Annotated in this window: 21 protein-coding genes and 1 pseudogene; 11 read left to right on the top strand and 11 right to left on the bottom strand. The window is 68.3% G+C overall.

Annotation, left to right across the window (positions count from 1 at the left end):
* Window positions 1-109: 109 nt before the first annotated feature.
* Both tatC and ACMGFE_RS10740 read left to right on the top strand, forming a co-directional pair.
* The gene (gene tatC, locus ACMGFE_RS10745) at window positions 110-1,750 is read left to right on the top strand and encodes a twin-arginine translocase subunit TatC (RefSeq protein ID WP_436925198.1); all 1,641 of its coding nucleotides are present in this window, start codon (window positions 110-112) and stop codon (window positions 1,748-1,750) included.
* A gap of 36 nt (window positions 1,751-1,786) precedes the next feature.
* Window positions 1,787-2,404: a histidine phosphatase family protein gene (locus ACMGFE_RS10740; RefSeq protein ID WP_436925197.1), complete on the top strand. Its 618-nt coding sequence runs from the start codon at window positions 1,787-1,789 to the stop codon at window positions 2,402-2,404.
* Window positions 2,405-2,467: 63 nt separating this feature from the next.
* Here the strand turns inward: ACMGFE_RS10740 and ACMGFE_RS10735 are convergent, their stop codons facing one another.
* The 3 genes from ACMGFE_RS10735 to ACMGFE_RS10725 form a co-directional block, all read right to left on the bottom strand.
* Window positions 2,468-2,746 carry a hypothetical protein gene (locus tag ACMGFE_RS10735; protein WP_436925196.1) on the bottom strand — a complete coding sequence of 93 codons (279 nt, stop codon included), beginning with the start codon at window positions 2,744-2,746 and terminating at the stop codon, window positions 2,468-2,470.
* Between the two features lie 883 nt (window positions 2,747-3,629).
* Window positions 3,630-5,612: a MutS-related protein gene (locus ACMGFE_RS10730; RefSeq protein ID WP_436925195.1), complete on the bottom strand. Its 1,983-nt coding sequence runs from the start codon at window positions 5,610-5,612 to the stop codon at window positions 3,630-3,632.
* 129 nt (window positions 5,613-5,741) lie between these two features.
* Window positions 5,742-6,722 (bottom strand): DUF7972 family membrane protein, encoded by a 981-nt coding sequence (locus ACMGFE_RS10725; RefSeq protein WP_436925194.1) that lies wholly within the window; start codon window positions 6,720-6,722, stop codon window positions 5,742-5,744.
* A gap of 269 nt (window positions 6,723-6,991) precedes the next feature.
* Here ACMGFE_RS10725 and larE point away from each other — a divergent pair, with 269 nt between their 5' ends.
* Window positions 6,992-7,909 (top strand): ATP-dependent sacrificial sulfur transferase LarE, encoded by a 918-nt coding sequence (gene larE, locus ACMGFE_RS10720; RefSeq protein WP_436925193.1) that lies wholly within the window; start codon window positions 6,992-6,994, stop codon window positions 7,907-7,909.
* Window positions 7,910-8,124: 215 nt separating this feature from the next.
* Here the strand turns inward: larE and ACMGFE_RS10715 are convergent, their stop codons facing one another.
* Entirely contained in the window at window positions 8,125-8,319 is a 195-nt protein-coding gene (locus tag ACMGFE_RS10715) for a hypothetical protein (RefSeq protein ID WP_436925192.1), read from the bottom strand.
* 155 nt (window positions 8,320-8,474) lie between these two features.
* Between ACMGFE_RS10715 and ACMGFE_RS10710 the strand changes: the two genes are divergently transcribed.
* Window positions 8,475-8,729, top strand: a complete 255-nt coding sequence (locus tag ACMGFE_RS10710; protein ID WP_436925191.1) for a HalOD1 output domain-containing protein — start codon at window positions 8,475-8,477, stop codon at window positions 8,727-8,729.
* Window positions 8,730-8,870: 141 nt separating this feature from the next.
* On the opposite strand, the gene ACMGFE_RS10705 is transcribed toward ACMGFE_RS10710, so the two are convergent.
* From ACMGFE_RS10705 to ACMGFE_RS10695, 3 genes are all read right to left on the bottom strand, one after another.
* Window positions 8,871-10,013 carry a Gfo/Idh/MocA family protein gene (locus tag ACMGFE_RS10705; RefSeq protein ID WP_436925190.1) on the bottom strand — a complete coding sequence of 381 codons (1,143 nt, stop codon included), beginning with the start codon at window positions 10,011-10,013 and terminating at the stop codon, window positions 8,871-8,873.
* A gap of 95 nt (window positions 10,014-10,108) precedes the next feature.
* Window positions 10,109-10,393, bottom strand: a complete 285-nt coding sequence (locus ACMGFE_RS10700) for a hypothetical protein (RefSeq protein WP_436925189.1) — start codon at window positions 10,391-10,393, stop codon at window positions 10,109-10,111.
* 381 nt (window positions 10,394-10,774) lie between these two features.
* Window positions 10,775-11,812, bottom strand: a complete 1,038-nt coding sequence (locus ACMGFE_RS10695) for a radical SAM protein (protein ID WP_436925188.1) — start codon at window positions 11,810-11,812, stop codon at window positions 10,775-10,777.
* 212 nt (window positions 11,813-12,024) lie between these two features.
* Between ACMGFE_RS10695 and ACMGFE_RS10690 the strand changes: the two genes are divergently transcribed.
* The gene (locus tag ACMGFE_RS10690) at window positions 12,025-13,203 is read left to right on the top strand and encodes an MFS transporter (protein ID WP_436925187.1); all 1,179 of its coding nucleotides are present in this window, start codon (window positions 12,025-12,027) and stop codon (window positions 13,201-13,203) included.
* Window positions 13,204-13,309: 106 nt separating this feature from the next.
* Window positions 13,310-14,614 (top strand): amidohydrolase, encoded by a 1,305-nt coding sequence (locus ACMGFE_RS10685; protein ID WP_436925186.1) that lies wholly within the window; start codon window positions 13,310-13,312, stop codon window positions 14,612-14,614.
* Window positions 14,615-14,657: 43 nt separating this feature from the next.
* Here ACMGFE_RS10685 and ACMGFE_RS10680 read toward each other — a convergent pair whose 3' ends face one another.
* Window positions 14,658-15,827, bottom strand: a complete 1,170-nt coding sequence (locus tag ACMGFE_RS10680) for a zinc-dependent alcohol dehydrogenase (protein WP_436925185.1) — start codon at window positions 15,825-15,827, stop codon at window positions 14,658-14,660.
* A 389-nt stretch (window positions 15,828-16,216) separates the two neighbouring features.
* On the opposite strand from ACMGFE_RS10680, the gene ACMGFE_RS10675 reads away from it, so the two are divergent.
* On the top strand, window positions 16,217-16,951 hold the full coding sequence (locus ACMGFE_RS10675; protein ID WP_436925184.1) for a hypothetical protein: 735 nt from the start codon (window positions 16,217-16,219) through the stop codon (window positions 16,949-16,951).
* A 51-nt stretch (window positions 16,952-17,002) separates the two neighbouring features.
* Here ACMGFE_RS10675 and ACMGFE_RS10670 read toward each other — a convergent pair whose 3' ends face one another.
* From ACMGFE_RS10670 to ACMGFE_RS10660, 3 genes are all read right to left on the bottom strand, one after another.
* Entirely contained in the window at window positions 17,003-18,064 is a 1,062-nt protein-coding gene (locus ACMGFE_RS10670; RefSeq protein ID WP_436925183.1) for a zinc-dependent alcohol dehydrogenase family protein, read from the bottom strand.
* 225 nt (window positions 18,065-18,289) lie between these two features.
* A complete protein-coding gene (locus ACMGFE_RS10665) occupies window positions 18,290-18,838 on the bottom strand; it encodes a KH domain-containing protein (RefSeq protein WP_436925182.1) in 549 nt (182 codons plus the stop codon).
* A gap of 580 nt (window positions 18,839-19,418) precedes the next feature.
* Entirely contained in the window at window positions 19,419-20,186 is a 768-nt protein-coding gene (locus tag ACMGFE_RS10660; protein WP_436925181.1) for an IclR family transcriptional regulator, read from the bottom strand.
* Between the two features lie 144 nt (window positions 20,187-20,330).
* Here ACMGFE_RS10660 and ACMGFE_RS10655 point away from each other — a divergent pair, with 144 nt between their 5' ends.
* From ACMGFE_RS10655 to ACMGFE_RS10640, 4 genes and pseudogenes are all read left to right on the top strand, one after another.
* Window positions 20,331-22,262 (top strand): HAMP domain-containing protein, encoded by a 1,932-nt coding sequence (locus tag ACMGFE_RS10655; protein WP_436925180.1) that lies wholly within the window; start codon window positions 20,331-20,333, stop codon window positions 22,260-22,262.
* A gap of 68 nt (window positions 22,263-22,330) precedes the next feature.
* Window positions 22,331-23,500: an ABC transporter ATP-binding protein gene (locus ACMGFE_RS10650; RefSeq protein WP_436925179.1), complete on the top strand. Its 1,170-nt coding sequence runs from the start codon at window positions 22,331-22,333 to the stop codon at window positions 23,498-23,500.
* 173 nt (window positions 23,501-23,673) lie between these two features.
* Window positions 23,674-25,014 (top strand): ABC transporter substrate-binding protein, encoded by a 1,341-nt coding sequence (locus ACMGFE_RS10645; protein WP_436925178.1) that lies wholly within the window; start codon window positions 23,674-23,676, stop codon window positions 25,012-25,014.
* Between the two features lie 27 nt (window positions 25,015-25,041).
* A pseudogene (locus tag ACMGFE_RS10640) lies at window positions 25,042-25,265 on the top strand (sugar ABC transporter permease); the annotation flags it as partial.

Raw genomic sequence — 25,265 nt, 5'->3', positions numbered from 1 at the left:
CACGCGGGAGCTGTGCGGCCGTTCGCCGGCCCGAGATCGGCGTTCGACGCCGGCCGGACGGGCGAGCGAAAAGAAGGCTTACAATAGGGGAGCGCAAACCCGGCGACGAATGACTGACGAGCGGCCCGGCGACGGGGACGACGACGAGGGAGCCGCCGGTCCGCCCGACGAGTCCGTCGGCGGCGACCCGTCGGACCGCTCGGACCCCTCGACCGACAGACGCTCCGACAGCGGTCCCTCGGACGGCGATCCGGACGACGGCGACGACTCCTCGCACGACGAGTCTCCCGATCCCGTCTGGACGGACGACGCCCCGTCGGAGCGGCCCGATGACGCCGGTCCCGGGGCGGTCGGGCCGAGCGCGGACGACTCCGAGGCCGTCGCCGCCGAGCGGGCCGACTCGTCCGACGACGAGAGCGACGCGGCCGCGGACGGCGGGTCCGGCGCCACTGACTTCGGCGGCGACATCAACCCCCAACTGGACCCGTCGACGGGCGGCCCCGCGGAAGGCGCGCCGGCCGCCCCGGAGGGCGGCGTCGGCGCGCCGGACGACCAGGAGATGCCGCTGGCCGAGCACATCGAGGAGATGGTCCGCCGGCTGGGCGTCATCGTCGTCGTGATGGCGCTGGTGACCGGCCTCGCGTTCCCCTTCGCCGACCGCATGATCAACTTCCTGTGGTACTCCTTTTTGCCGGGCTCGCCGGGCGTCTGTCCGACGACTGACCCGTCGGCCGACGCCGCCTGTCCGTACCTCTTCCACCCGCTCGCACTGATGTTCGCCCGCCTGAAGGTCGCCTCGCTCGTGGGCTTCATCGCCGCGCTCCCGTTGACCGTCTACGAGTCGTACCTGTTCATGCGCCCCGGCCTCTACCCCCGCGAACGCCGGTACTACCTCGCCTCCGTTCCGACCAGCCTCGTCCTCGCGTTCGTCGGCGTGCTCTTCGCCTACCTGCTCGTGCTCCCGACGCTGTTCGCGTACTTCACGGGCTACACGAGCCAGGCCGCCGAGGTCACCTTCAGCCTGACCGAGACGTTCAACCTCATCGTGATGATGCTCGGCTTCTTCGCGCTCGTCTTCCAGATACCGCTGCTCATCATGCTCGCCGTCATGATGGGCGTCACCTCGCGGCGCTGGCTGGCCGGCCGCCGCATCTACTTCTGGGGCGGGTTCGCCACCGTCGCCTTCCTCTTCTCCCCGGACCCGACCGGGATGGCCCCCATCCTCGTCGCCGCGACGATGATCCTGCTGTTCGAGGGGACGCTCCTGCTGCTGTACTGGACGAGCGAGGCGACGACGTTCATGGAGGCCGAGGCGGTGGCCGCCCGCCGGCCGTTCGCCTGGTTGACCGCCGCCCTCGCCGGCTACGCGGTCAGCACCGCGCCGCTTCCGCAGGGGTACTACGACCAGCTACCCGCCGCGGTCACGTCGGCGCTGGCCGAGTTCGGCCTGACCCGCCTGACGCCGCTGTTCATCGGTCTCGCGCTCATCGCGCTCTACGAGGGCGCGCTGTACCTCTCCCGCCGTGCCGGCCGCCGCGGACGCGCCTACCGGGCCTTCGCCCGGGCGCGAGTGGCCGTCTGGCCGCTCTCGCTGTTCGTCGGCTACCTGGGGAGCCCCGACCCCGAACTGCTCCAGCGCGTCGACGCCGTCGACCTCTCGACCGTCGAGGCCGCGGGCGTCGTCGTCGGCCTGATCGTCGCCTTCGAGTTCGTCGTGGTCGTCCTCGACTGGTACCAGAGTCGCGAGTGACCGCGCGAGACGAACCGTGAACTGTCGAACGTTCGCATGACCGGAACCGTCCTGCTCGTCCGCCACGGCGAGACTACCTGGAACCGCGACGGCCGGATCCAGGGCTGGGCCGACTCCTCCCTGACCGATCGCGGTCGCGAACAGGCCCGGGCGCTCGGGTCGCACCTCGCTGCGGAGTACGACCTCGACCGACTGGTCGCCTCCGACCTGCAGCGGACGCGCGAGACGGCGGCGCTGCTGGACGAGGCCGGCGTCGGACCGGATCCGGCGTTCGAGCGCGCCTGGCGCGAACGCGACTTCGGCGACTGGCAGGGGCTGACTCGCGCGGCGATCGCGGAGCGCCACCCCGAGTACGACCCCGACGGGTCGCTGCTGGCCGTGGCGTCGGTCCCGGGCGGCGAGTCGCTCGACGCGTTCGAAGAGCGCGTGCTCGACGGCTGGGACCGGCTCGTGGGGGAGGTTGCGGACGGCGGGACGGTCGCCGTCGTCACCCACGGCGGACCGATCCGTGCCGTACTCGCCGCCGTGTCCGGCCGCGACCTGGCCGCGGTCGCCCCGGAGTTTTCGCCCGCGAACTGCGGTCTGACCGCTATCCGGTGCGAGACCGAGCCCGCCGTCCTCCGTCGGGACGTGACCAACCACCTCTCGCTGTGACGGTGGCAGTTCGGGAAGCGACCGGTGAGTACGAGTGAAAAGCGACCGTGGGGTTCCGTCGAGCTACAGCCAGTCGGCCGGGAGTTCGTCCGCGTGGTCGTCCAGCAGTTCCAGCAGCGGCCTGATCTCGTCGAAGTTCGGCCCCTTCGCGACCTCGTGGGCGTCCTCGTCCCAGTCGATGAACCCGTACTCTTCCAGCTTCGGCAGGTGAACGTGTTGCATCTGTACCAACTGCTCGACTGCTATCGCCGCTCCGTCCCCGTCCCCGTCGCCGACGACGACCGGCCGATCGTTCTGCGGGTTGTGTTCCAGCAGAGCCACGAGCAACTTCCGTCGCTGCACATCGGCCAACGCGTCTACTATCTCGTCGAAAAGGATCTCTCGGCTAGAACTCTCCATACCTTCACGTGTTCTCGCACAGGTATAACATCCCGAGTATTTCCAATTTCCTAGACGTTTGATTAAGTGAGTGACAACATTCATATAATGTCGGTTATGTTTGTCACCTGTGTACGTACATCACGGTTTCGGAGCCGATTTAGCTGTCCTACACGCGGTCTACCGGCCGGACACTCCGAAGAACGGGGACCACCGTCGATCGGATCGCCCCAGATCGGTCGATTCGGCCGCGTGAACGGACGGACCCCCCCCTTCGCTGAGAGGTTCGCTCCCCGCTGTGACAATACGCGTGACACCGTCCGTTCGCTCGCTAGCAATAGTTCGGTCTCCGGGCGAGAGTGTGTGGTGAACGCCCTCGGCCCGTTCGCTAGCAGTCGGAACCGCAGACTACGCCAAGTGATGAACGCCCTCGGCCCGCTCGCTAGCAGTTGGAACCGCAGACTACGCCAAGTGATGAAAGCCTTCGGCCCGCTCGCGTGGTCTGTGCGGGATATCCTCGGTCGCTGGCGCTCCCTCGGATAGGGCCCGCGCAGACCGCGCGACCGCGCCTCGCCCTTTCAGTCCACCAGGACAGCAGGACCACACCGCACAACACCGCGCCTCACGCCTCCCCAGCCGATTCGCTCAGTCACTCCGTTCCTTCGCTTATCCCTCGCACGGTGCTGTCGCGTCTGGCGAGAGCGAAGCTCCCGCTGACCCTCGTTCGCTTCGTCTTCGCGCGGCGGGGCCGCGCGAACGGTCCGAGGGAGCTCCGCTCCCTCGCTACTCACGAGTAAGATGAAACTCGCGACAGCGCGCGCCACAGCGCCGCATCTCGGTGGTTCACTCAGTCGAACTTTTCGAGGAGTTCCACGTAGAACCCGTCGCGTTCGTCGGCGAGTTTCTCGACGATGAGTTCGGGGGTCGAGCGCGCGAGGACGTCCTTGACGGGCGAGCGGTCGACTTTCAGTTCGCCGTCGACGAGTCCCTCGGCTTCGATGCCGTCGACGGCCAGGTCGGAGCGGGCGGACTCCTGGATCTCGCGGGCGAGGTGGGTGACGAAGACGGCGGTCGCCGCGCGCTCGTCGAACGCTTCGAGGATGCCGGCCATGATCTTCGCGCTCGCGCCGGGTTCGGTGATGCTCTCCAGTTCGTCGACGAGGACGAGCACGCGGCCGCCGTCGCCCGCGCGGATGTCGTCGACGAGCGACCCGAACTCCCGCAGGGTGGACTCGAAGGCACCCGCGTCGAGAGTCCCCTGGGTCTTGGCGTGGTAGTGCAACTCCTCGACGTGCTCGACGCGGGCGCGCTCGGCGGGCACGGGCAGGCCCATGTGCGCGAGCGTGACCGTCAGGGCGACCAGATCGAGGACGGAGGTCTTCCCGCCGCTGTTGACGCCGGTGAGGAGGGCGACGCCCTCGACGCGGTAGTCGACGGGGTCGACCTCGTCGAAGGGCACGTCGAGCATTGGTGAGCGGCCGCCCTCGATGGCGACGCCCTTGCCGCCGATCTCGGGCATCGTGCAGTCGTACTCGCGGGCGAAGCGAGCGATGGCGAGTTCGACGTCGAGTTCGAGCGCGGCCTCGGCGAGGCGTTCGGCGTCCTCGCGGGCGTCGGCGAGGTCGGAGGCGACCTCGCGCTTGAGGCGGGTCGCGCGGCGGTCCCGGGCCGTGGTGAGTTCCTCGCGCAGGCGGGAGACGACCTCCTCGTCGCGCTCGACGGGGAAGGTGGGCTGGTCGGGAAACGCGCGGCGGGCCACGTCGGCGTAGTCGTCGAGGCCGAGCGCGTCCACGAGGTGGTCGCGGGCGTCGGCGACCGCCTCGGCGTACTCGTCGGCGAGTTCGCGCTGGAGCAGGGAGTCGACGCCGGCGCCCTGTTCGACCAGCGAGAGGAGATCCGCGCCCTCGATGGTGACGTCGCGCTCCTCGATGGCCTCCCGCAGGCGGTCGTTGGCGACGCTCTCGGCGGTCGAGACGGCGGCGTCCAGGTCGTCGACGGCGTTCTGGAGGCGTTGCAGTTCCTCGTCGTCGGCGACGTTGCCCTCGGTGTCGATGCGGGAGAGGGCGGTTTCGAGCGCGTCCAGATCACAGGGGGCGTCGAGGTCGGCGACGCGGTGGACCTCGACGGCGGCCCGCAGGCGGTTGCGGTTGTGGGCGAAGAAGGCGAGGGTGCGCTCGGGGACGACGGTCGCGGGGTCGTCGAGGGCGTTCGGTTCGACGCGGACGTCGCCCTCGACCTCGACGCCGGTGAAGGCGTCGTCGAGGGCGATGACGGTTGCGTAGCCGCGGGCCAGGTCGGCGAGGCCGCGGGCGTCGTCGACGATCTCGACGCTGACCTCGGGGAGGGCCTCCTGGGCGCGGGCGTAGGTCTCGGCGTCGGTGGTGGCGAGACAGCGGTCGCGGACGCGGACGCTCGACGGCGCTTCGAGCGGTTCGACGCCGGCGAGGGCACCGCGGATCTCGTCGTCGGGGTCGCGTTCCATGGCGCGGGCGGCGAACTCGCGGGCTTCCTCGACGCGCGAGCGGGAGGGGCTGGGGTAGAAGGTTTCGAGGCGGCGCCGGGCGTAGCGGGTGACCGCGTGGTCGGCGACCAGATCCAGTGCGTCGCGGTAGATCTCCTGGGCGCGCGGCGTCGCGGCGAAGCCGCCGGGGTCGCCGTGTTGCTGGCGGATGGCGGCGCGGGCGATGCGAGCGGCCCGGCCGTCGCTGATACCCGGCGCGCGCGACAACGTGGCAACGTCCCCTTCGCTGAGCGCACGCTCGGGGTCGTCGAGCGCGGACAGCGCCTCGGCCGTCTTCTCGCCGACCCCGGGGATCGTCTCGATGTCCATCTACCGGTGTCATTCGCACCGGTGGAGAAAAATCCCCCGCCGCGCCGGCGACCGGCGCGTCATCGACTGCGGCGTCGCCCGCGCGGACCGGTCGCTATCGACGACCCCGCGACCGCTCGCGACCGGCGCTCACTCGTTCCAGGGCCAGTCCTCCGGCGGCACGAACGGTGCGACCGACACCGTGTAGCGCATCACCGTCGACACGCGGAGCAGCCGAACCACCAACAGGACCAGCGGCGCGAACGCCACCGCGAACGCGCCGCTGACGAGCCACGGAAGCGCCGATTCGGGGACCGTCGCGCTCTCCGACCGGTACAGCAGCGGGACGTACACCGCGACGAGCAGGGTCGGGACGCTGACGTAGATGATCTCCCGCGAGAGCTTCGCGAGTTCCTGCTGGAGCGCGAGCGTCTTGAAGTACTGTCGCCCGACGGAGAGATGCCCTAGGAGTTCCTCGATCGCGTCGAGGTCGGTCGCGAGGTCCTCGGAGGGGTCGGCGCCGTCCGCGACGGCCAGCGTCTCGTTTCGTAGTCGCACGTAGTCCGATCCGGCCACCGTCGCGATGACGTCTATCGGTTGCATGTCTTCCGAGACGCGCTCGATCTCGTCAGCGAAGTCGTCGAGTCGGTCGGCGAGCCCGTCGACGTCGTCGGCCGCCTCCCCGGTCACGTCGCGCCCCTCCCGGAGTGACGACGCTCGCTGGCCGAGCGCCACGCCGATAGCGGAGACGAACTCGGACGCCCGGACGGGTGCGCGTCCGGACGGAGTCAGTTCCGAGACCGCGTCGTGGAACTCGGCGCCGTTCTCGTAGCGGCTCCGCAGCGAGTCGGGCTGGCCGAACACCTGCGAGGAGATGAGCTGATTCACCGTCAGGGTCAGCGTGATCAGCGTGAACACGCCGGCGGTGACGCCGCTGCCGAACGCCGTGGGTACGCTGCTCCGCGGGCCGACCGCGAGCAGGTCCGCCGCGACGAGCGCGCGGGTCAGCGCGAAGATGCCGACGCACACCAGGCCGGTGATCAGCAGCCGGTTCCCGTCCAGAAAGACCCAGTGCCGTAATCGGCTCGCGCCGCCGTCCGACGTGTCGGTCGCGCTCGCGCTATCGGCCATCGTTCGGTCCGCGGCTGCGCCCCGTCTCGACCGCCTCCGACGCCGCGACGTCGGGCCGTTCGGCGTACTGTCCGCGACAGGTGTGTTGCGCGCGGGTCCGACTGCGAGAACGGTCGCGCATACGGACGGGTCGGTACCCGGCCGGAAAGGCCCGCGGCAGGCACCTGCGGGGTCGCCACGGGGCGGACGTCTCCGTGGCCCGAACCCGTTCGCCCCGCCGCGAGCGGTCGAACAACGGGCTTTTGGCCGCTCGCGTCGAATCGCCGTCGATGAGCACTTCGGTCGCCGACAAACTCGACGCCGCGCGCGCCGACCTGGCCGACCGCGACGGCGTCCTCGTCGCCTTCTCCGGCGGTGTGGACTCCAGCGCCGTCGCCGCCATCGCTCACGACGCGCTCGGCGACGACGCCGTCGCCTGCACGGCCAAAAGCGAGACCTTGCCCGCAGCGGAACTCGACGACGCCCGTCGCGTCGCCGACGAGATCGGCATCCGCCACGAGATCGCCGAGTTCTCCGAACTCGACAGCCAGGCGTTCGTCGAGAACGACGACGACCGCTGTTATCACTGCCGCACGATGCGCCTCGGGGCCATGTTCGACCGCGCGAAGGAACTCGGCATCGACGTCGTCTGCGACGGCACGAACGCCTCGGACCCCGGCGAGGGCCACCGCCCCGGCCTCCGCGCCGTCGACGAACTCGACGCCTACTCCCCGCTCCTCGAACACGGCATCGTCAAGTCGGAAGTCCGCCAGATCGCCGACGAGTACGGCCTCTCGGTCGCGGACAAGCCCTCGATGGCCTGTCTCTCCTCGCGCATCCCGACCGGGCTGGAAGTCACCGAGGAACGGCTCACCCGCATCGAGAAGGCCGAGACGGTCCTGCGGACGTGGGGCTTCGAGCAGTTCCGCGTGCGCGACCACGACGACATCGCCCGCATCGAGGTCGGCGCCGACGAACTCGAAGCCGCCCTCGACCCCGACTTCGTCGCCGCCGCACAGCAACACATCGGCGACCTCGGGTTCGACCACGTCACGCTCGACCTGGAGGGCTATCGGACGGGGAGCGTCAGCCCGGCGAACGAGGACGACGAGAACGACGCCGAGACGGCCACGAGCGGGGAAGACGACGACGGGCCGCTCGTCGAAGACGTGTTCGCCGCCGACTACCCGACCGCCGACGAGATCTGACCCTTTCTCCTGCGGTGGCGCGCGCCGCCGTCTCCGCTCGCTTCCTTTGGCGAGCGGGTCGAGGACGTTCGGCGCTCACTGCTGCTGGCAGCCGAGACGACAGCTAGCGACCGCGTCGAGGCGGTTCAGTCGGAACTGTCGGCCGCGGGCCGGCCGAATCTCGTGGAAGCGAACTCCGACCCTCCCCGGGGGCCGCAGAGCGGTCGCCTCGACGATTATTCCGGACTGCCGGCCGCCGTTCCCAGGCGGGTGTACCGCACCACGAGTCGCCCGTTCTCGTCCGTCGTCGTGTCGATAGCGAACTCGTCGCCGATCTCGATATCGTGCTCGCGAGCGATCCCCGCCGGGATCGAGATGTCCTTTGTCGATGTCCCTTCTCGGCCTCGCACGGCGACCGTCTTCTTCGGCATTAAACCTTCTTCCTAAGTATCTTAAGATAACCTCTTTGGTCCGTCGCGCGACTATGTACATATTTAGTCAGATTTATGAACAGAGCCGGAGACCTGCACACGTCGAACACAGAGTGCATGATACCGTGACAGCGAAGGACAGCGACACACCGTCGATGCCGGCAGACGAACCGTACATCCGCCAGATCCGGTCGGACGAATCACCCAGTCTCGGCGTCGCCCGGACGCTCGCCGCGCTGAAGGACACGCCCAGTCACGAGCTCGCCCCGCTCGCGAAGTCGATCGACCCCGACGCGCTGGACCAGATCGTCGGCCACGGCGACGGCGCCTCCGTCGAATTCGAGCACGCAGGCCTGTCCGTCACCGTGGACGGCCGAACCGTCACCGTCCGGGACGCCGACGGAGACTGAGACGCGCGTCTTCGACCTCCGAGCCCGAACGGGCACCGCTGGATCGATCCGTTCGGTCGTCGCACGAACCGCCGAGAGCCGTCAGGATCCGTCAAGCGCCCCGCTGCTCGACGGCGAGACGTTCGGTAGTCCAACGACGCCTCACAGCTCGACGGCGGTCGACGCCGAGCGCTCGGCTATCTCCTCGGCAGTCAGCTCGCGGCCCGCCTCCTGCGAGAGGTAGATACCCTCCATGATGCGCATCGAGTTCAGCGCCAGTTCGCCGGTCGGGACCGGGTCCTCGGCCTCGCCCGCGACCGTGTCGACCCAGTGGGCGAACTGGTCGTTCGTCTCGGCGGTCTGATACCCGTCGCCGGCGATCAATCCCTGTCGACGCTCGTACTCGTCCAGGTCCAGCGACACGGTCGCCTCGTAGTCGCCGGTCGTCGTGTAGAACTCGAAGGGGTCCAGCTGCAGGCCGCCCTGCGACCCGGCGACCACGCTCGGCCGGTCGGGCAGGAACATGTGCCAGGCGGCCCGCAGCTCCACGACCGATCCGTCGGCGAGGTGCGCCGTTCCCACGCCCGCGTCTTCCACGTCGTAGCCCGATTCGTCCAGCCGCGTCGCGTAGGTCTCGCGGTTCTCACCGATCAGCTCCTCGGCGTAGGCGTCGTCGGTTCGCTCGAACGTCGCGCCGCCGACGCGCTCGACGGGGGCGTTCCCGAGCAGGTAGAGCAACTGCCCGAGGACGTAGGTCCCGATGTCGATGACGGGCCCGCCGCCGGCGGAGTCCTTCGAGACGAAGCCGGGGGTGCCGTAGCCGTCGACGTAGGGACGGCCGCGCCGTCGCGAGAAGACGCCGCGGGCGTAGTAGGGGTCGCCCAGTTCGCCGTCGTCGACGAGGCGGCGCGCCGCCGTCGTCTCCGCGGAGAACAGCTCGTAGTTCTGGACGCCGATTTCGACGCCTGCGGCGTCGGCCGCGTCGGCCATCGCCTTCGCGTCGGCGTAGGTCGCGGCCACGGGTTTCTCGGTGAAGATGTGCGCCCCCGCGTCGGCCGCCGCCTCGGCGACCGGTCGGTGGAGATTGTTGTGGACGCAGACGCTCACCGCGTCGACGTCGGCGTCGTCGAGCATGTCCCGGAAGTCACCGTAGACGCTCGCGTCGTGTTCGGCCGCGAGCGCGGTCGCCGCTTCCTCGTCGATGTCGGCGACGGCGGCCACGTCGGCGCCGTCGACCTCGCTGTACGCGTCGGCGTGGGCCTGTCCGCGGTTGCCCGCTCCCACCACTCCGATAGCGACTGTCATGGCTCGCCTTCCCGCGCCACTGAAAAGAACGCTGGCATCGCGGAGGCGGTCGCCGCGACCGGCGCGGGGCCATCGCGGTGGAGCCGAACCCCCGCTCAGGCCGGGCCGTAGCCCCGTTCGACCGCGACCGAGTACCCGACCAGCGCGACGGTCCAGATCGCGACGCCCGCCATGAAGAGGTCGAAGGGCACGTCGTGCCCGAGGTTCCAGGCGAGCACGAACCCCTGGACGGCCGCCAGTAGCCCGGCCGTCGCGACTTTCACCACTTCGAGGACCTGCGGTTCCTCGGGCGGATCGAAGCGCGCGACGGCGTCGAGAAACAGCGGCAACGCGACCACCTTTTTGCCGGCCGGGTTTCCTCGGTCGCTACGCTCGCTCACGGGTCGCTTCGCTCCCCGTTCGCATTGAGGCACTCACTCCGTTCGAGCCTCGCGCTCCCTGCGGGAACCCGGCCGGCAAAAACATGGGTGAAAAAGCCGGACGACTCGCTCACTGCGTTCGCTCGCGTCCGGTGAACCGGCGCCGCCGGCGCCGGACAGAATCAGTCGCCGGCCGCCGTCCGACCGGTTTCACCGTCGCTCCCGTCGCTACTAGACAGCGGCGTCCGTTCCACCACATTCCCAGTCCCACCTTTTTCTCGTCGCCCTTCCTCGCTCGCTTCGCTCGCTGCGGGAGGACTCCTCGAAAAACGTGGGCGAAAAAGCCGGACGCTCCTTTCAGTCGCGTCCGGAGAACCGGCGCCGTCGGCGCCGGACAGAATCTCAGTCGCCAGCCGCACTCTGGCCGCCGTCAGCACTGCTGCTCCCGGACAGCGGCGTCCGTTCCACCACAGTCCCGTCGTAGGTCGGGTACTGCTCGACGATTTCGCCCTTCTCGACGTCGCCGTCCTCGACCATCTCTTCGAGGAGCCACCAGGCCACCTCGACGTGGTTGGACTTCGCCGTGTAGAACTCCTCGGGGACGCCGAGGGCCTCGAAGCGCTCGGGTTCGGCCCACGTCTTCCCGTAGACGAGGGTTCCGTCGTCGGTGATCTCATCGAACGGCCGGCGCAGGCTGCGGGCCATCCGCTTGAGCCGGCGGCGGTGCTGGGCGGCGTCCTTGAAGACGCTCGTGCAGAAGTACACCTTCTCGTGGTCGCCCATCTCGTCGAGGATCTCCTCGCGCGGGCTGTCGACGGCACTCATGTGCTCGTCGCGCAGTTCGAAGCCCTCCTCCTGCATCCGGCGGTAGTTCCCGTCGGACATCTCGAACTCGTTGATGTTACAGAAATCGGCGGCGCCCTCGTCCAGGAAGTCGATGAACTCCTGTTCCGGGCGGATGCCCGGGATCTCGAAGGCGGGCGTCAGGCCCTCCTCGCGGGCGACGTAGAGGATCTCCTCCCACTCGGTACCGTGTAGATCGCCCCACTGCTCGTAGGGCGGGTGGAAGCGGATCTCGTCGAGGCCGGCCTCCGAGAGGCGGCGCATGTTCTCGCGGCCGCCGGTGATCCCGGTGTAGAGGTGCGTGTGGAAGTCCTCGCCGTATTCGTCTTTCAGCAGCGAGAGATAGCGGGTCGTGCGGCCCATCGCCTCCTGGGGCTCGCCGCCGGTGACCGAGGCGCCGAGGGCGTCCATGCGCTCGGCCTCTTCGAGCACGTCAGAGTCGGACTCGACGGGGCGCTCGTTGGCGTAGACCTGTTCGACGTTCTTGCGGTTCTCGCCGAGGGGGCAGTAGAAACAGTCGCGCTGGTCGCAGTAGCCGTACACGAACAGCACCAGCTTGCCGCCTTTGGCGCACTGTTCGCAGCCCTCGGATATCATCGACTCGTCCTATCCGTCCGAGCGGGAAAAGTCGTGCGTTCCAGCGTCGGGGTGTGAGCCGGTCACGCCCCGCACCTGCGGTCTCGGAGAGAGTCGCCGGCGGGCGGGAGGTTTTGGTCTCCTGGTCCGTCAGAGTTGACGAGTGAGCCGGACGACCGGACAGCGGTCGAGACGGGAGCGTCAGTCGAACGGAGCCAGCCCGGAGGCCTACCGTGGCTGACACGTCGCGACGCGAGCGCCTGCTCTGGACCGTCGCCATCTTCGCGTTCGTCACGACCGAAGCCGTCGGGTTTCAGCTGCGCGGCGCGATCCTCCCGAGCGTCGAGCGCACGTTCGACGTGTCACAGGGACTGCTGGGACTGGTCGCCACCGCCGGCACGCTGGGGTTCGTCGGCTCGGTGCTGGTCGTCGGCTTCGTCGCCGGTCGCATCGACATCCACAGGGCGCTGTTGGCCAGCGCCGCCGTCGTCGCCGTGAGCGCCTTCCTCACCGGGGCTGCGCCGGTCTTCCTGCTCTTCCTCGGGGCGCTGTTCGTCCGCGGCGTCGCGACCGGCCCCTTCCGCGCGCTCGACCGGGCGGTGCTGGGGCACCTCTACCCCGACGGGCGAGCGCGCATCTTCAACCGCTACGCGCTCGTCTGGGCGGCCGGCGCGGCCGCCGGGCCGCTGGTCGTCACCGCGGCGCTCGCGGCCGGCAGCTGGCGCTACGCCTACGCCGTCGTCGGCGTCGGCTTCGTCGTCTCGACGGCACTGCTCGTCCGCCTCGACCTCCCCGCGTCCGTCCAGACCGAGCGCGAACTCACCCTCGACGAACTCGCGACGGTGGTCCGCAAGCCGGCCGTGGCCGGGATGACTGGCGTGCTCGTGTTCAACGGCGGTATCGAGGGGTCGCTGTTCACCTGGCTCCCCTACTTCGCCGCCCAGCAACTCCCCGCCGCGGAGGCGAACCTCGTCCTCTCGACGTTCCTCGCGGCGTACGTCCCCGCCCGGTTCACCTACAGCTTCCTCACCGACCGCACGGGCCGGACGCTCGACCTGGTGCTCGTGACGGCGACGCTGGCTCTGCCGGTGTTGTTCGCGACCGTCTTCCTCGCCACCGGCCGCTGGCTGTTCGTCGCCGTCTTCGCCCTCGGACTGGTGGTCTCGGCGACGTTCCCCACGCTGTCGGCGTTCGGGATGAACGCCGCACCGGAGTTCAGCGGCCCCGTCAACGCCATCGCGACCAGCGCGGGCTACGTGGGCATCGCACTCGTCCCACCGCTGATCGGCGTGCTCGCCGAACGGGTCGGGATCCGTGCCGCCCTGGGTGTCCTGCCGGTGTTCCTCGTCGGGATGCTCGTCGTCGGCGGCGTGACCCGCGTGTATCAGGCCAGGCGAGGTGCGCCGACGTAGACGCCGCGACCGTCAGCGAAACCGATCGCCACGGCCGTCGCCGAACGGGGCGCCGGCCTCGCCACGAAGGAGTAGATTCAGGCACCCACCGTGCCAACCCCGGGTCATGAGCGACCTCCTCGTTGCAGGCGGTCAGGTACTGCGACCCGATTTCACGGTCGAACGGGCGGACGTGCTCGTCGACCAGGAGAGCGGCGACATCGTCGACGTGGCCGAGCCCGGAGCGCTAAACGCAGACGAATCGCTCGACGCGAGCGACGGGCTCGTCGTCCCGGGACTCGTGAACGCCCACACCCACGTCGCGATGACGCTCCTGCGGGGGTACGCCGACGACAAACCGCTCGACGCGTGGCTCCAGGAGGACGTCTGGCCGGTCGAGGCCGAACTCACGGGCGACGACGTCGAGGTCGGCGCCGAACTCGGTCTGGTCGAGATGATCAAGTCGGGGACGACCGCCCTCTCGGACATGTACTTTCACGTCGACCGCATCGGCGATGCGGTCGAACGCGCCGGCGTCCGTGCCGTCCTCGGCCACACGGCCGTCACCGTCGGCAAGGACGACGAGGCGGCCCGCGCCGACCTCCAGCAGAGCCTCGACGTGGCGAAAGACCTCGACGGCGCCGCCGACGGGCGGATCGCGACGACGTTCCAGCCCCACTCGCTGACGACCGTGGGCGAGGAGTACCTCCGCGAGTTCGTCCCGAAGGCCCGCGACGCGGATCTCGCGATCCACTTCCACGCCAACGAGACCGAGAACGAGGTCGACCCCATCGTCGACGAACACGGCGTCCGACCCCTGGAATACGCCGACGACCTGGGCCTGCTGACCGAGGACACCTACGTCGCCCACGGCGTCCACGTCGACGAGACGGAGATCGAACTCCTCGCCGAGCGCGGCACCGGCGTGGCCCATTGCCCGGCCTCGAACATGAAACTCGCGAGCGGGATGGCGCCGGTCCAGCGACTCCGCGACGCGGGCGTGACGGTCGGGATCGGCACCGACGGTGCCGCGTCGAACAACGACCTCGACGCGTTCGACGAGGTGCGCGACGCGGCGATGATCGGCAAGTTGGCGGCCGAAGACGCCAGTGCCGTCCCCGCCGAGGCGGTCGTCGAGATGGTCACGCGGGGGAGCGCGGAACTGCTGGGCTTCGACAGCGGGCGGATCGATGCCGGCGCGAACGCCGACCTGGCCGTGATCGATCTGGACGCGCCGCACCTCACGCCCGCTCACGACCTCGTCAGCCACCTCGCCTACGCCGTCCGCGGGAGCGACGTGCGCCACACGGTCTGTGACGGCGAGGTGCTGCTGCGCGACCGCGAGGTCCTGACGCTGGACGAGGCCGCAGTGCGCGAACGGGCGAGCGAGCACGCGCGGGACCTGATCGACCGCGCGGAGAGCGGCGACTGACCGCGGTGGGGCGGGGCGACCCGACCGCCGGACCCTCCCGGCCTCAGGGCGTCAGCACGACCTTGACGCAGCCGTCGTCCTTGTCGTTGAACGTCCGATACATCTCCGGGCCCTTCTCCAGCGGTTCCTCGTGGGTGACGACGAACGACGGGTCGATCTCGCCGTCCTCGATCGTCTCGAGGAGCGGGTCGAGGTAGCGCTGGACGTGCGTCTGGCCGGTCTCGACGGTCAGCGCCTTGTTCATCAGCGACCCGAACGGGATGCCGTCGACGTCGCCGGTGTAGACGCCGGGGACCGACAGCGTGCCGCCCTTGCGGCAGCACTTGATCGCCTCGCGGAGGACGTGCGGACGGTCGCTCTCCAGTCCGACCTCCTGTTTCGCGCGGTCGGTCACGCCGGCCAGGCCCGTGCCGTGGGCCTCCGTCCCGACGGCGTCGATGCAGGCGTCCGGCCCGCGGTCGCCGGTCATCGCCATCAGCGTATCGTAGACGTCCTCCTCCTCGAAGTGGACGGTCTCCGCGTCGCCGTGGTCGCGGGCCATGTCCAGGCGCTCGGGCACGCGGTCGATGGCGATCACGCGGTCGGCGCCGAGCATCTGCGCGCTCTGGACGGTGAACTGCCCGACCGGACCGCAGCCCCAGACCGCGACCGTGTCGCCGTCCTCGATGTGGGCGTTCTCGGCGGCCATGTACCCCGTCGGGAAGACGTCCGAGAGGAACAGCACCTGCTCGTCGGGGAGGTCGGACTCGATCTTCACGGGTCCGACGTCGGCGTAGGGGACCCGCAGGTACTCGGCCTGGCCGCCGGCGTATCCGCCGAGGAGGTGCGTGTAGCCGAACAGTCCCGCGGGCGACTGACCCATCACCTCCCGCGCCATCTCGGCGTTGGGATTCGAGTTGTCACAGAGCGAGTACAGTTCGCGCTGGCAGAACCAGCACTCCCCGCAACTGATCGTGAACGGGACGACGACCCGGTCGCCTTCGTCGAGCGTCGTTACCTCGGGCCCTACCTCGACCACTTCGCCCATCGGCTCGTGCCCCATGACGTCGCCCTCGCGCATCCCCGGGATGTTGTCGTTGTAGGGGTGGAGGTCCGAGCCGCAGATCGCGGTGGCGGTGATCTCGATCACCGCGTCGTTCGGATTGACGATCTCCGGTCGCGGGACGTCCTGCACGCGGATGTCCTGTTCCCCGTGCCACGTGAGCGCTCTCATCGCTCGCTCCCGTCAGCGTCCGTTCGCCGCGGGTCGGGGGACTCGTTCGCTGGAGTGGGGTTCATGATACGATATCTGTTCGCGCGTTTCTCCCACGAATCGGCTAAAAGTGGCCCCTGCGCGTGCAAGAGGCACTGGGTGCGGCCCCGGTGCGGTCTCAGGAGCGGGACTCGACGCCGGTCCGCCAGCGGGCCGAGGGCGACGGTCGATCGCCTGTGCGGCGACTCGCGACCGTCCCGAATCGTCTCGTCGCCGTCCCGAACAGTCGTTCTCACGGGAGAGAACGTCCGGGTAGATAGTTTACAGACGGAAAATCCGGGTTAATTCGGCGAAAACCGATCTAGGGGTAACCGGCAACTAAGTGGTCTCCAGTTGTGGAGTAGTGACGTATGAGTCAACACACACGGGCGATAGTACTGGCGGCACTGATGGTCGTCTCCGTGGCGGCACCAGCGATGGGGGCGACGACGTCGTCGGTCGACTCGCTGGACCTCGACGTCACACAGGGTGACGACGTCACGGTGACAGTCACGGACGGGAACAGCACGGCGGTCGAGAACGCGTCGGTGAACGTGACGACGCTGACCGAGAACGTCACGTACGCCGGCGACGGGGACTACGAGACGGACGCGAACGGGACGGTCACCCTCCCGACGCCGAACGAGACGGTGAGCGTGTCGGTCACGGCGTCGTTCGACAACCTCACGGCGACCACCGAGGCCGAACTGACGGCCGGCTGGAACGAGACCGGTAACGAGACCGCGACGCCGTTCGGCCTGCGGGTGACGGACTTCATCTCCGGCCTGAACGAGACCGAGGGGCCGCGCGGACTCGCGATCGCGGCCTGGGTCACGGCCAACAACCCCGGTAACGGCAGCGGACCGCCGGAGCACGCGGGCCCCGGAAACAAGACACAGGGCCCGCCGGACCACGCCGGAAACAACGAGACCGAGAACAAGACGCAGGGCCCACCGGCCCACGCCGGCGGGAACGAGAGCGGCAACGAGACGCAGGGCCCGCCGGACCACGCCGGCGGCGACGGGGACGACGGGAGCGCGGACGACAACAAGGGGAACGGCGGCAACAACGGTGGCGGTAACGGCGCGAACGGAAAAGAGAAGTAGCGAGCCGACCGACGCGGCGCAGTTTTCCGGTTCTCCGTCCGCCGAGTGCCGTCAGAACTCGTCGATGACGGGGATCCCGACGGTCTCGAAGTCGGTCATGTCGTCGAGAACGTCAGAGACCTCGTCGAGGGCGATGCGGTCGGTGATGATCGCGGCTGGGTCGAGTTTCCCGGTCGCGACCATGCGGAAGATCTCGTCGTAGCGCTCGGGGGGCATCCCCAGGGCGCCGTAGAAGTCGATCTCGCTGGTGACCATCTCGTCGGTCGGCAGCGGGAGGTTTCCGCCCGCCTCCTTCGTCGTGAGCCCGACCTGGACGTGCTGGCCGGTCTTCCCGAGGCTCTCGATGGCGTTCCGGCAGGTCGTCTCGATGCCCAGCGCGTCCATCGACACGTCGGCACCGCCGTCGGTTATCGCCCGGACCTCCGCGGCGGGGTCCTCCACCTCGCTCGCGTTGATCGTGTGGACGGCGCCCTGCTCCGCGGCGAAGTCGAGTTTCTCGTCCATGAGGTCGACGCCGATGACGTTGGCGCCGATGGCGTCGGCGATCTGGACCGCCGAGAGACCGACGCCGCCACAGCCGTGGACGACGAACCAGTCGCCTGCGCCCACGTCGGCGCGGTGGGCCAGCCCGTGGAAGGCGGTCATGAACCGACAGCCCAGCCCAGCCATGTCCACCGACGAGACGCCCTCCGGGAGTTCGACGAGGTTGTGGTCGGCGTGGGGAACCGGCACCTGTTCGGCGAACGCGCCCGGCGCGGCGGGCTGCAGGCCCAGCGCCTGGCGATTCTCACAGATGTTCGAGTGGCCGGTCTGGCAGAGGTGGCACGAGCCGTCGCCGAGATTGAAGGGGACGGCGACGTGGTCGCCCTCGGAGACGTTCTCCACTTTGTCGCCGACGGCGACGACGTGGCCGGCGGGCTCGTGCCCGAGAATGTGGCCCGGCACGGGGTCGAGCCCCCGCCACTCCCAGTCGCCCTGCCAGGCGTGCCAGTCGCTGCGGCAGACCCCGCAGGCCTCGACGACGACGACCGCGCCGTCCGGTTCCGGCTCCGGGTCCTCGACCTCCCGCACCTCTAGCGGTTCCCCGTAGTCCGTGAAGACTGCTGCGCGCATACCCCCGATATCGACGCCGCCCGTCAAATACCCTCGCTTCGGGGTCGTGGCTCGACGAGCCCTACACCCGTCGCGAACGACGGCACAGCCGTCTTTCGCTCTCCGGGCCCGCTGATTACCCAGTCGGTGCTGGCGGGCGCTGTCGCGCCGTTCGCGAGCCAACTGGACGAGGCGGGCGCCGTCGCAGAAGTGCTAGAAACCCGGCGAAAAGGTAGACCACCGCTGCTAGCCGGTGAACTGGTGGTAGTCCAGCCCTTTGTGTTTCATCTCGTTGTGCTTCTCTTCGAGGAACGAGTAGACGGTGCCGTGGGGGGCGCCCTCGATGATCATCTCGGCGGCTTCGCGAACCACGTCGACCTGCTCGGGGCCGCCGATGATGCCCAGGGTCGACCCGTAGATGACGACGGACGCGCCGCTGAGCTCCTCCATGAGCTCGCGCGTCCGGCCGCCCTCGCCGATGAGCCGGCCCTTGTGACGCTGGAGGTCGTTCTGGTTGCGCGCGACGGCGCCGACGTCGATGATGTCGAACATCATCATCTCGTCGTCGAGCAGGCGCATGGCCTCGTCGGGCGCGAACCCGCGGCCGATGGCCTTGACGATGTCGGGGCCTTTGAGCGCGGTGATGGGGTCGCCGGTCTGCTCGACCTTGACCTGCCCCGTCTCGCTGTCGACGTCGAGCCGGACCTCCGCGCGGTCCTCGATGGCCCGCAACGTCTCACCCCCCTCGCCGATGAGAGCGCCGATCCGGTCCTGCGGAATCTTCACGTGTTGCATGGCTCACCGTAGGTGTCTCCGTCGTTTTAAGGCTTTGTTGGCGCGGTGCCGTGCCAACGTATCCCGCGATCACGGGGCAGTAGCCCACGCGGCGACGTGTCGACGGACTCTCTAAAACACCAGGAAAATGTCATACGTGGTTATCTTATCATTCTGGATTGTCGAGTATGTGGGGAACGGAACGATCTCCGGGATAAACCTATTAATTACGCGTTTTCGACCAATTTTCCGGTGGGTGATTCGATCTCCTCGAGATGGAAACAGTTGCCAGCTACGACCGGTATGTCCGCGGAAGACCGGTCTATGGACCCAGATTACTAATCGATAGTCGTTTTACGTGTTTATATAAAGAGGACTATAATTTTGACGTTCAATCGGCTCTCTTATCATTTCTAGTGACCTCCGACGTAACGGTCTCGGGCGACGACCGGCCAACGACGACAGTCGGATTACAGGATTATGGCTGTAATATTTCGTGTGGGGGCGTTCCACTGCGGTCTCGAGGCCGTTTCCCAACAGCGAACGAGGGCGACGGTTCGGGCCGGAACGCGTGCCGTTCCGTTCGCGGCTGGGAAACGGTTCAGTCCGAGCCGGTCGAGAGGGAGTTCTCGACAGACCGCGAGGCGCTGACGACGAGTCCGGATATCTTCGCTTCGAGGCGGGTCTCAGAGAGGTCCTCGGCGGCGCCTGTCACGGATACTGCGCCGATGGGAACGCCGTGCTCGTTCAGCACCGGGGACGCGACGCTGTGGATGCCCTCGCGGTACTCTTCGAGCTCCGTCGCCGTTCGCTGTTCGCGAACGGACGTGAGTTCTTCGGTCAGTGACACGGCGTCGGTGATGGTTTCGGTCGTGTGCTCTGTCAGTTGCTGCTCGTCGAGGACAGTCCGGCGCTCGGCATCGGGGAGGTGGGCGAGCACTGCCTTTCCGGCCGCCGTCGCGTGGAGCGGGAGCGACTCCCCGAGCGATCCCGGCGCGTCGACGTCGCCGTTCGGCAGTTCGCGGTACACTGGGGACGCGATGCCGTTCTCGTAGGCGACGAGGCTGGCGGTGTGGCCGACCGAGGCGACCAGGCTGTCCACGGTCCGCCGGCCGGCCTCGACCGGGTACTCCGAGCGGGCGCCGGCGCCCAGCGTCCACATCCCGAGACCCAGCCGGTACTCGCCGCCGTCCTCGACGAGATAGCCCCGGTCCGCGAGCGTCCGCACGTGCTTGTACACCCCGCTTTTCGACCGGCCGAGGTGGTCGGCGATCGCGGTCGGTCCGGCGCCGTCGAGCTCGCGGATCGCCTCCAGCACCGCGAAACTCGTGATGGCCGTCTTGACCGTCTTCCCGTCGTCGCCTGTCATACTGCTCCCTTGCCGCGGACGGTCCTTATACGTTCGCAGTCAGAGAACGCCCGGCTGCGGAACGGGTTTTCGTTCGAGTCGTCTGCGCCGTCACGCGGTGTGACAACGTTTATACCGCCTCGCACGGAGTACCAACGAACAACCATGGCAGACGAAGGGGGTCTGGAATCCGGCGGGAGTGGCGTGATGGGGGCGGTCCGGGCCGTCGTTCCGGACTTCGTCCGCAAGCGATTCATCCTCAAGTTCGCACTGATACTCGCGGTCATGGCGCTGACGGTTGCGCTCATCGGAGCGACGGCCACCGGGAAACTCTCCTCACAGGTCGAGCGGGACGTCGAACAGGAGTACGAGGACCTGGCGACCCAGAAGGCCAGCGTCGTCGAGAAGTGGATCCAGCGCAACTCCGTGTCGGTCAAACTCGCCTCGAAGAACGCGGTGTTGAGTCGGACCGACCGGGACGCCCGCTACGAGATCAGGAACGAGCTGGCGACGACGGGGGCGAACCTCTACGGCGTCCAGTCCGTCTATCTGGTCAACCGGTCGGCGGAGCCGGCGACCGTCGTCGCCAGCCCGCAGTTCCGCTACGAGACCGAACTCGCCTCGGAGGGGCGCGAGTGGGTCATGGAGGGGCCGATGGACGAGTTGGACGTCGAGGACGTCCACATGACCGGCGTCCACCTCGTCGACGGCAACAGGCCCGTCATCGCGTTCGTCAGCCCCGTCCAGGGGACGAACGACCGCTACCTCGTCGTCGAGTTCCAGGTCCAGCGGCTGGCCAACACGATCGACCAGGACACCGCCTCCTCGCGGTTCAGCCAGATCGTCGACGCCAACGGGACGGTCCAGGTCGCGACCCGTTCGACCGAGATACTCCGACCGTACGGCAGCGACGAGGCGATGCGGCCGGTCGACATCGCCTTCGAGGGGTCCGGGCCGGCCGGCGGGTCACCGGGGGTCATCCCGCGGATGGGTCCCCACTCGGGCGTGGTCGAACAGGAGTACACCGTCGGCTACGCGCCGATCCGCGTCCCGGACTCGGAGCTGTCGTGGGCGGTGCTGGTCCACGAACCGACCAGCGACGTCTTCGGGTTCGTCCAGACCATCTCGCTGTGGGGGCGGCTGTCGACGCTCGGAGGCGTCGTCTTCATCGGCATCGTCGGGACCGCTATCGGCCTGAGCACCACCCGGGACATCGACCGGCTCCGCCGGCGCGCCGACGAGATGCGCGAGGGCGACCTCGACGCCGAGATCGACTCCCCGCGGATCGACAGCATCGGCCAGCTCTACGAGGGGTTCGACGACATGCGCCGATCGCTCAAAGACCGGATCGAGGAGGCCAGACAGGCCCGCCAGCGGGCGGAGGTCTCCCGCGCCGAGGCCATCGAGATGAACGAGTACCTGGAAGAGAAGGCCGAGGAGTACTCCGAGGCGATGCAGCAGTGCGCCGACGGTGACCTCACCCAGCGGCTCGACCCCGACAGGGAGAACGAGTCGATGTACCGCATCGCCAGGGAGTTCAACGACATGGTGTCCGAACTCGAACGGACGACCGGCCAACTGCACAGCTTCGCCGCGGAGGTCGAACGCTCGGGCGAGTCCCTCCAGTCGAGCTCCGAGAGCGTCAAGGTCGCCAGCGAGCACGTCGCCAGCTCGGTCCAGGCTATCTCCGACGACGCCTACGAGCAGAAGGAACAGCTCGGGACCGTCTCGGCGGATCTGGACGAACTGGTCGAGCGGTTCGACGAGCACGAGGCCCACCCCGACGAACTCGACGTGGCCGACCTGCTCGAAGACCTCGAGACGACCGCCGAGACGGTCTCCGACGTCGCGGCGATCAGCGAACAGACCCTCGCCGAGACGGAACTGGTCGCGGGGGCGGCCGAGGAACAGGCTGCCGAACTCAACGAGGTCTCCCGACGGGCCAGCGACCTCACCCGCTACGCCGGCCCGCTCAAGGAGGTGCTCGACGGCTTCGAGACCGGGACCGACAGCGAACTCCCCGCTCCCGACGGGGACGAGAGGGTGACAGACCCGACCGGCCCCGGCGACGGATCCGTCGACGACGACGGCGCCTGACCGAGCGCCCTCAGTATATCACGAATGAAAAGAAAGTATTATATATACAGTTTGTGCTACGCCGTATCATGGCAACACTGTCCCTCGAGGAAGCTACCAAACGGTACGGTGACGGCGACGAGGCAGTCCTGGCCGTGGACGAACTGGACCTGGAGATCGAAGACGGCGAGTTCCTGGTGCTCGTCGGCCCCTCCGGGTGCGGCAAGTCGACGACCCTGCGGATGGTCGCCGGACTGGAGACGATATCCGACGGGCAGATCGCCCTCGACGACGAGGTGATCAACACGCGGACGCCACAGGAGCGAGACCTCGCGATGGTGTTCCAGTCGTACGCGCTGTACCCGCACATGACCGTCCGGGAGAACATGTCGTTCGGTCTGGAGGAGTCGACGGATCTGAGCGACGACGAGATCGGTGACCTCGTGGAGGACGCCGCGGAGACGCTCGGCATCACCCCGCTGCTGGACCGCAAGCCCGGCGCGCTGTCGGGCGGCCAGCAACAGCGGGTGGCGCTGGGTCGTGCCATCGTCCGGGACCCGAAGGTCTTCCTGCTGGACGAACCGCTGGCCAACCTCGACGCGAAGCTGCGCGCGGAGATGCGGACCGAGCTCCAGCAGCTCCAGGACGAACTCGACACCACGACCATCTACGTCACCCACGACCAGACGGAGGCGATGACGATGTCCGACCGCATCGCGGTGCTGGACGGGGGCGTGCTCCAGCAGGTCGGCACGCCGATGGAGTGCTACCACGAGCCCGCCAACCAGTTCGTCGCCGGGTTCATCGGCGAGCCGTCGATGAACTTCTTCGACCTGGAAAACGACGGGCAGCGGCTGCGAAACGACGCCTTCGAGTACGCCCTCCAGCAGGAAATCGCGAGTGCGATCGACGGACACTCGGACGTGGTCCTGGGGATCCGCCCGGAGAGCGCCGAGATCGTCGACGAGCCAGACGGGAACGCAGACGACGGGACCATCCCCGGCGTCGTCGACGTGGTCGAACCCCACGGTAACGAGAACGCGGTCCACCTCCACCTCGGCGGCGACGAGGACACCGAGCTCACCGTAATGATCGACGGGATGCGCTACCTCTCGGCCGGTCAGGAGGTCGGCGTCCGCTTCCCGCCGGACGCGATCCACCTCTTCGACGCGACGACGGGCGAGTCCCTCCACAACCGCAATCTCGAATCCGTCGAGACCGTCGAGCAGATCGGGACGGCATCGACCGTCCACAGCTGAAGCCGGCGGCGCGGCCAGGCCCGTTTCTTTTCTTCCTCCCCACCAGCGCGCGAGGCGTCTCTGGTTCTCAACGGTCGTCCATTATCACGAAAATCCGGTAACTATATATGGGTCTGTTTGGATGTCCATATCGTATGGCAGACGATAGCACTACGGGACGGACGGGTGAGTTTATGACGCGACGGCGGGTCGTCGCGGGTACAGCAACTGGGCTGCTGGCGTCGTTCGCGGGCTGTAGCGGCGGCGGCGACGGTGGCGATGGTGGCGACGGCGGCGACGGCGGCGACGGTGGCGACGGCGGCGACGGAGGCGACGGTGGCGACGGCGGCGGAACGCCGACGATGACGGACAACGCGATGGAGGCGCTGCACGGCTGGACCGGCGGCGACGGCGCAGCGGCCGCCGACAAGCTCGTCAGCCTCTTCGAAGAGAACCACCCCGACATCGAGCACGACATCAAGCCGATCGGCGGGGACGCCAACGAGAACCTCAACGCGACGGTCGCGCGCCGACTCGCGAATCGGAACCCGCCGGACGCCTTCGCGTCCTGGCCGGGCAAGACCATGCAGCAGTACGGCGGCCGACTCATGAGCATCTCGGACGTGTGGGAGGACGCCGGCTACACGGACTCGATGCACCCGAAGGCCGCCGAGGCCTGCCGGCTCAACGACGCCTACCGCGCCGTCCCGCTCGGTTCGCACCGGCTGAACAACCTCTTCTACAACGTGAGCGTGCTCGAAGAGGCGGGCGTCGACCCGGAGAGCCTGACGTCCTACGACGCGTTCATCGACGCGCTGGACGCCGTCGACCAGAACACCGACGCCGTCCCGATGACGATGACCACCCGCGGGTCGTGGGCGAACCTGCAGTACTTCGTCGAGTTCTTCCTCGGGACCGAAGGCGCCGACGCCTACGACGCGTTCATCAACGGCGACGGCGACAAAGAAGCGCTCGTCCGCGCCCTGGAGAAGACGCAGAACGTCATCGAGAACTACTCGAACGACGATAAATCGTCGATCAGCTTCCCCGAAGCCAACGACAAACTCATCGCCGGCAACGCCGCGTTCTTCACGATGGGCAACTGGGCCTACGGGATGTACCGTAACGCCGACAACTTCGAGTTCGAAGAGGACTGGGGCTGGGTGCCGTTCCCCGGGACGGGCGACATGTACGTCTGGCACCTCGACTCGTTCCTGTTCCCGCGGGACGGCAACGCCCCGCGCAAAGCGAAGGTGTTCGCGGAGTTCCTCGGGACGAAGGACGCGCAGGTGGAGTTCAACAACCTGAAAGGGTCGATCCCGCTGCGCACGGACGTCGACGGCAGCCGCCTGTCGGACTTCCTCAGTCTCAACGTCGACGACCTGAACAACCTCGAGAAGTTCCCGCCCACGCTCGCGCACGGGCTGGCGGGGACCGCCGACCAGCTCAGCGCCTGCAAAGACGCCATCGCCTCGAACTTCATGGGCCCCTACGACCCAGAGGCGACGGCCGACGAGCTGGTGAACGTCTTCTGACCGCCCCCGACTCACCACTCACAATTTATGGCAAGCTCGCAAGACACAGTATCCGGGTCCCAGAGCGTCGGGACCGAGACCGACAGCGACTGGCGCGCGCGCCTCCGCGCGTTCGCCAAGAGCGACTTCGTTCGGTCGTTCCCCTACTGGTTCGTTCCGTTCTCGATCATGGGGCTGGGGGTCTACGGGGGTATCGGCTACAACACGCTGATCTCCTTTACGGACTACGAGGGGTTCGGCCAGGGGCCGGA

The sequence above is a fragment of the Halosimplex amylolyticum genome (assembly GCF_051414035.1).
GTDB classification, from domain to species: Archaea; Halobacteriota; Halobacteria; order Halobacteriales; family Haloarculaceae; genus Halosimplex; species Halosimplex amylolyticum.
The sequence above is the reverse complement of the archived record's forward strand: the minus strand, read 5'-3'. Positions and strand labels throughout refer to the sequence as shown.